Origin of the sequence: Geobacillus sp. ZGt-1 (assembly GCF_001026865.1) — a bacterium.
In the GTDB taxonomy this organism is placed as follows: Bacteria; Bacillota; Bacilli; order Bacillales; family Anoxybacillaceae; genus Geobacillus; species Geobacillus thermoleovorans.
In genome coordinates, this window is record NZ_LDPD01000016.1 from 144,098 (window position 1) to 150,391 (window position 6,294).

Consider the following 6,294-nt stretch of genomic DNA (forward strand, 5'->3'; position numbering starts at 1 on the left):
CCGGCCAAGGCGGCTTGCCCCGCCTGTGCTTCCATAAGCAGCCGCTCGATGCGGGCGAGCGCTTCCGCCCACTGCCCGCTTTGCGCTTCCTGTTGCTTTTGCCCGGTTTCGGCCGCTTGCTGAAGCGAGGCAACCATGGCGGCCATTTCTTCGTAATAGTTGGTTTGTGCTGCTTGACCAGCGGTCACTGTTTGTTCGAGCTCAGCCAGCGCCTCGGCAAGCTGCCCGCTTTGCCGCGCCCAGCCGGCAGCAAGCGACTGTTCGAGGCGGGCGAACACGTCGGCCATTTGTTCGCGCTGTTCCTCCTGTTTCTTTTGCCCTTCTTCGATGGCGGCCTCAAGCTGGGCGAGCCGTTCCGCCAGCTGATCGAACTGTTGTTTTTGCTGTTCGAGCATTTGTTGAGCGTCCGTGCGGCGGTAATAAAACACCGGGTGGGATGCGGGCGGCGCGGCAGCCGGCCCGTACACGCGCGGGGTCATGTGTTTATTCATATAAATCAACGCGCAAAAGCCTCCTTTCCGTTCGTCTATGTGGCATCATATGCCGAGCTGTGCGGTTCGGTTTGGGCGCCGCATTTGTGGCATCTGGCTGTCTTTTGCTATAATGAAAGAAAATAGCGGAGAAAGGGTGTTGTTGATGCCAGCTGTTGAATCGAACATGTTTCCGCTTGGCAAACAGGCGCCGCCGTTTGCTCTCCCGAACGCCGTCGATGGCCGGCTCGTTCGCCTTGACGATGTAAAATCGGACGTCGCGACGGTCGTGATGTTTATTTGCAACCATTGTCCGTTTGTGAAACATGTCCAGCACGAGCTCGTCCGCTTGGCGAACGATTACATGCCCAAAGGGGTGTCGTTTGTCGCCATCAATTCGAACGACGTTGAACAATATCCGGACGATTCGCCGGAAAACATGAAAAAGGTGGCGGAAGAGCTCGGCTATCCGTTTCCGTATTTGTACGATGAGACGCAAGAGGTGGCGAAAGCGTACGACGCCGCTTGCACCCCGGACTTTTACATTTTCGACCGGGATCTGAAATGCGTCTACCGCGGCCAGTTGGACGACTCGCGCCCGAATAACGGCATCCCGGTCACTGGGGAGTCGATCCGCGCCGCGCTTGACGCTTTGCTCGAGGGCCGGCCGGTCCCAGAAAAGCAAAAGCCGAGCATCGGCTGCAGCATTAAATGGAAACAAGCACTGTAACAATTTGCTTGACTTTTCATTGTGAAGCGGGTATGATGGAGAAAGCATCATTCGTTCGTTGCGGAATCGCCATCGCCGTGCCGTTGGCTTGCGAGTGCAGCCGGCACGGCGTTTTTGTGGCCGCGATCTACTGAACAAATTCACACTGGCGCCGCCTCGGAGCGGCAAGGATGGATGAGAGGAAGGGCTTCCATTGTTTTTGTTTCCTTTCCTTGAGTTTTCATAATCTATGTTATGTAAACAAAAGGAGAACGAGGAGATGGCGGAAGGGCGATATCGGGTGTTTGTGTATGGCACGCTGCTGACTGGCGAAGAAAACCATGAAGTGGTCGCTCCGTACGTTCGCGCTGTATGCTCAGGGAAAGTAAACGGCCGCTTATACAACGTTGGCCCATACCCTGCGCTTGTGCTTGGGGAAGAGGGGGAAGTTGAGGGGGAGTGGCTGACCGTGACAGAAGAAGGGCTCAAGGCGATGGACGAACTGGAAGACTACGTCGAGGGGCGGAGCAACAATGAATATGAGCGGGTGTGGGTTCGCGACGCGTGCAAACCGATCGAAGGGTATGTGTACGTCTATCTGCCGGAAAAAGCGGCTGGTTTTCCGCTTATTCCGTCCGGATCATGGCGGAGGATGAAGAAAACATGACATCAGGAGCGGATGGCTGAAGGAAGCGAAAGAGGCGGCCTCTTTTCGCCTCCTTCTTTTTTTGCATAAATATTCATATCTCCTTAATGTGTTTTGAAAGCGATTGCAAACATTTCCTAATAAAAATACAGAAAAATTATTAAAAAGGTATTGTCAAACCGCCGCTCTTTTTCTATAATAAAATCATGTTAGAAAAATAAACGTGCGAATGTGAGGTAATGTGACATGTCAAAATCGTTCGTTTCCTCCACCCAAACGGGATTGCTTGAACAAATTAAAGAAANGATCCAACAAAAGAACGTTGAACTTCTTCATTTGCAGTTTGTCGACATTGAAGGGATCTTAAAGCACGTGACCGTGACGGCTGAACAGCTTGATGATGTTGTCGAAGGGAAAATCATGTTTGATGGTTCGTCGATCAAAGGCTTCTCGCCGATCAACCGTTCCGACTTGTATCTTCTTCCGGATTTGAATACGTTTGCTGTTTTGCCGTGGACGGTCGAGGAAGGCTATGCGGAAGCGCGCTTTCTCTGCTCGGTGACCAATCCGGACGGCACGCTGTTTGAGGGCGACCCGCGCAACGTGTTGAAAAAAACGGTGGAGCGGGCGGCGGAAAAAGGGTATGCGATCTCGGTCGGCCCAGAGCTGGAGTTTTTCCTGTTCAAAGCCGATGAAAACGGCAATCCGACGCTTGAGCTCCATGATGGCGGCGGTTATTTCGAACCGTCTCCGAAAGACTTGGGCGAACGCGTTCGCCTTGAAATTTACCGCGCCTTAAAAGCGATGGGCTTTACGATTGAAGCGTCGCACCATGAAGTGGCGGAAGGCCAGCATGAGATCAACTTCAAATATGCCGATGCGCTCGGTGCGGCTGACAATGCGACGACGTACAAATGGGTTGTCAAAACGATTGCCAGCAAGTTCGGCCTCCATGCGACGTTTATGCCAAAACCGGTGTTTGGCATCAACGGTTCAGGCATGCATGTCAACATTTCCCTCTTCAAAGATGGGGAAAATGCGTTCTTTGATCCGAACGATGCGAACCAGTTGTCAGAAACAGCGTACCAATTCATCGCGGGCTTGCTGAAAAACGTAAAACACTTCGCGGCGGTTACGAACCCGCTTGTCAACTCGTACAAACGGCTTGTGCCAGGGTATGAAGCGCCTTGCTACATCGCTTGGTCCGCTTCCAACCGTTCGGCGCTCATCCGCATTCCGGCCAAACGCGGCGTCGCGACGCGCGTTGAGCTCCGTTGCCCGGATCCGTCGGCCAATCCGTATTTGGCGTATGCCATCATCGCTGCCGCTGGCCTTGACGGTGTCGAAAAAGGTTTAACCGCTCCGGCGCCGATTGATGAAGACATCTTCCATATGTCGGAAGAACGACGTGCGGAGCTTGGCATTGACAACTTGCCGGAAAACTTGGGCGAGGCCATCGCTGCGTTCGAAAGCGGAGAAATCGGCCGCGCGACGCTTGGCGAGCACGTATTCAACGAATACGTCGCGATGAAAAAAGACGAATGGAACAGCTACCGCACGGCGGTCCACGCTTGGGAAGTCGAGCGGTATCAAGGGAAGTTCTGATCGAAAGCCAGCATCCAAAAGGTGTCCCGTCGCCATATTCGGGGCGCCTTTTTTCTGCAGGCGGCTGTTTGTCTTTATGGACGGCCGCGCGGCGCCTTCCGTCCGTCGGCCGCCAAGCCGTCGGTGTTCGCAACGTCATCTTGCGAGCGGGGACTAAAATAAATGATCGCATTTTTTATTTTTTAAAAATTCATAGTTGACATCTATGAATAATGAGATTTAAATTATAAGTAACGCGCTCAACCATTGCAAACGGAGGGAAACCAATGAAAAAACTGATCGTTTTTGTGTTTGTAGGATTTATCGCCCAGCTGATTGACGGCTCGCTTGGGATGGCGTATGGCGTCACGTCGTCGACGTTGTTATTGACGTTCGGCATTGCTCCGGCCGTCGCCTCGGCGTCCGTTCATTTGGCGGAAGTGGTGACGACGGCGGCATCTGGCGCTTCCCATTGGAAGTTCGGCAACGTCGACCGCCGCATGGCCTTTAGGCTCATCATTCCCGGGTCGGTCGGCGCGTTTGTCGGAGCATGCTTTTTAAGCAACTTGCCGGGAGATTTGATTAAACCATATGTATCCTTGTTTTTGTTGGCGCTTGGCTTTTACATTATTTATCGATTTTTAGTGTTGAACGGCCGCGCGCCGTCGACGCCCGGAAAACAGTGGTCCAATAAGCAGCTCGTCCCTCTCGGATTGGTGGCTGGCTTCCTTGATGCGACCGGCGGTGGAGGATGGGGGCCGATTGCGACGCCGGTGTTGTTGGCCAATAAAAGCATGGAAGCGCGCAAGGTGGTCGGCACCGTCGATACATCCGAATTTGCCGTCGCGCTGTCGGCGACGCTAGGATTCGTCATTTCGCTTGGTTGGGAGCAAGTGAATTGGCACTGGGTGCTGACGCTCATGGCTGGCGGGGTCGTCGCTGCGCCGATCGCCGCTTGGCTTGTGCGCAAACTGCCGTCCCATTTGCTTGGAGTGTTGGTCGGCGGGTTGATTATTTTGACGAACGTCCGCACGCTCCTGCACGCTTGGGAGGCGCCTGCGCCGGTGTATTCGACCGTTTATGGCCTCATCGTCATCGGTTGGGCCGCGGCGGTATGGCTGGCGATCCGAAACGGGCGGAAAGGAAAGGCGACTGGCAGGGAGTTGGCGTCGTAAGCATTAGGGGGCGCTTGGCAAACGACAGTGTCTTTCCGTTGGCGGCAGCGTTGGATGCGATCGGGTTGAGCATCAGGGAGCTTGTTCGTGCTGCGGAGGGCAACGGTCGACAGCGCCTGCCCTCAAAAATAGCGCGCGGAGCAGTTGTTGCCCCGTTGACGACAGTTGAAACGAGAAGGCGGCTCTTGCCCTCTGGGCAGGGGCTGCTTTTTTATCATCCCCTGTAGCGGGAAGCCGGTTTCTATGTTAAAATATTCTGCATCATCAACCAAAGGGGGAGAGGGAATATGGCACAGCCGCTTGATCTCGGCCGCCGCATTTCACTCATCGATTTGTATGATTTGCGCATGCCGCAGCGCACCGGTACATACGTGCTTCACGAAGAGAACTTGGCGATCGTGGAAACAGGGCCAAGCCCGTCGGTGCCGCATTTGCTTGCTGGGTTGAAAGCGCTTCATATTGATCCGTCTGATATTCGCTATATCATCGTCACCCATATTCATTTGGATCATGCGGGCGGCGTGGGGTTGCTTCTTCAGCATTGCCCGAATGCGATGGTTGTCGTCCATCCGAAAGGGAAGCGGCATTTGGCTGATCCATCGCGCCTCATCGCTGGAGCGAAGGCGGTGTACGGCGCGCAGTTTGAGTCGCTCTTTGATCCGATTCTTCCGGTGCCAGAAGAGCGATTGATCGTGAAAGAGGACGGGGAAACGTTGGAGTTGAGTGCGGAGCGGACGCTTGTGTTTTATGATACGCCGGGGCATGCGAACCATCACGTTTCGATTTATGATTCGTACAGCCGCGGCGTGTTCACCGGCGATACGATCGGCGTTTTTTATCCGCAGCTGCAAGAAGCGGGGCTTACGTTTTGCCTGCCTTCAACATCTCCGAACCAATTTGATCCCGAGGCCATGAAGCAGTCGGCGGCAAGACTTGAGGAGCTGAGACCGGAACGCATTTATTTTGGCCATTTTGGCATGCTGGATGACCCGCAGGAGGCGTTCCGCCAGCTTCGCGTTTGGCTGCCGAAGTTCGTGGCGGCGGGAAAAGAAGCGGTCGACCGTCATCCGGAAGCGCCGGCTGCCGAGCAGGCGAAAATGGCAGCGCACCGGTTGCGCGGCGAAGTGATGGCGTTTCTTGATGATCATGGCGCTCCATCTTCGTCGTCGGCGCATGCGGCGATCGAGCTTGATTTGCAAGTGTGCGCGATGGGGTTGATCGATTATTGGCAGAAACAACGGTGATCATTCGATTGGCCTGGCCGATTCGGCTGGGTTTCTTTTTTTGACGGGAAAGCGAAAATTGGAAAAACGGGAAAAACTGTTTTTGTGTGTGTTCGGTTTTTAGGCGGATCATTTCGTGAAATCGCGGTGTATATGTTAGAGTGGAAATAAGCGATCCTGATTCCTGTTGGAAAGAGCGTCCATGAGCAAGGGGGAACGGAAGAGTGAAACAGAGGCGGTCCGTCATGCATCACATTGGCGTCGGGCTCATCATCGCATCGTTCGTCGTTTGGGTCATTCCGCCCATCGCGCCATTTTTACCGTTTTCGACTGCGGCCAAAGCGTCGATCGTTGCGGTTGCCATTGTGGCGGCGGAAATCATGTTTTGGATCGGGGCGCTGTTGGTTGGAAAGGAAGCGGCGTCGAAGCTGAAGAAGTATTGGGATCTGAAACATTGGCGAATAAAACGGCGGTTGTCGGATCAAAT

5 protein-coding genes and 2 pseudogenes are annotated in these 6,294 nt (G+C 54.1%); 6 read left to right on the forward strand and 1 reads right to left on the reverse strand.

All coding sequences use genetic code 11. The features are described 5' to 3' along the window. Positions 1-491, reverse strand: a pseudogene (locus VU18_RS07095) (hypothetical protein); the annotation flags it as partial. 145 nt (positions 492-636) lie between these two features. On the opposite strand from VU18_RS07095, the gene VU18_RS07100 reads away from it, so the two are divergent. The 6 genes and pseudogenes from VU18_RS07100 to VU18_RS07125 form a co-directional block, all read left to right on the forward strand. Continuing rightward, entirely contained in the window at positions 637-1,200 is a 564-nt protein-coding gene (locus VU18_RS07100; protein WP_033004757.1) for a thioredoxin family protein, read from the forward strand. Positions 1,201-1,459: 259 nt separating this feature from the next. Next, positions 1,460-1,846: a gamma-glutamylcyclotransferase gene (locus VU18_RS07105; RefSeq protein WP_011231131.1), complete on the forward strand. Its 387-nt coding sequence runs from the start codon at positions 1,460-1,462 to the stop codon at positions 1,844-1,846. Positions 1,847-2,130: 284 nt separating this feature from the next. Continuing rightward, positions 2,131-3,430 (forward strand): annotated as a pseudogene (glnA, locus tag VU18_RS07110) (type I glutamate--ammonia ligase); the annotation flags it as partial. 266 nt (positions 3,431-3,696) lie between these two features. Next, the gene (locus VU18_RS07115) at positions 3,697-4,584 is read left to right on the forward strand and encodes a sulfite exporter TauE/SafE family protein (protein ID WP_047757854.1); all 888 of its coding nucleotides are present in this window, start codon (positions 3,697-3,699) and stop codon (positions 4,582-4,584) included. A gap of 287 nt (positions 4,585-4,871) precedes the next feature. Further along, positions 4,872-5,828 (forward strand): MBL fold metallo-hydrolase, encoded by a 957-nt coding sequence (locus VU18_RS07120; protein ID WP_011231135.1) that lies wholly within the window; start codon positions 4,872-4,874, stop codon positions 5,826-5,828. Positions 5,829-6,052: 224 nt separating this feature from the next. Further along, on the forward strand, positions 6,053-6,294 hold a 242-nt coding region (locus tag VU18_RS07125), incomplete at its 3' end, for a transporter suffix domain-containing protein (RefSeq protein WP_047757882.1).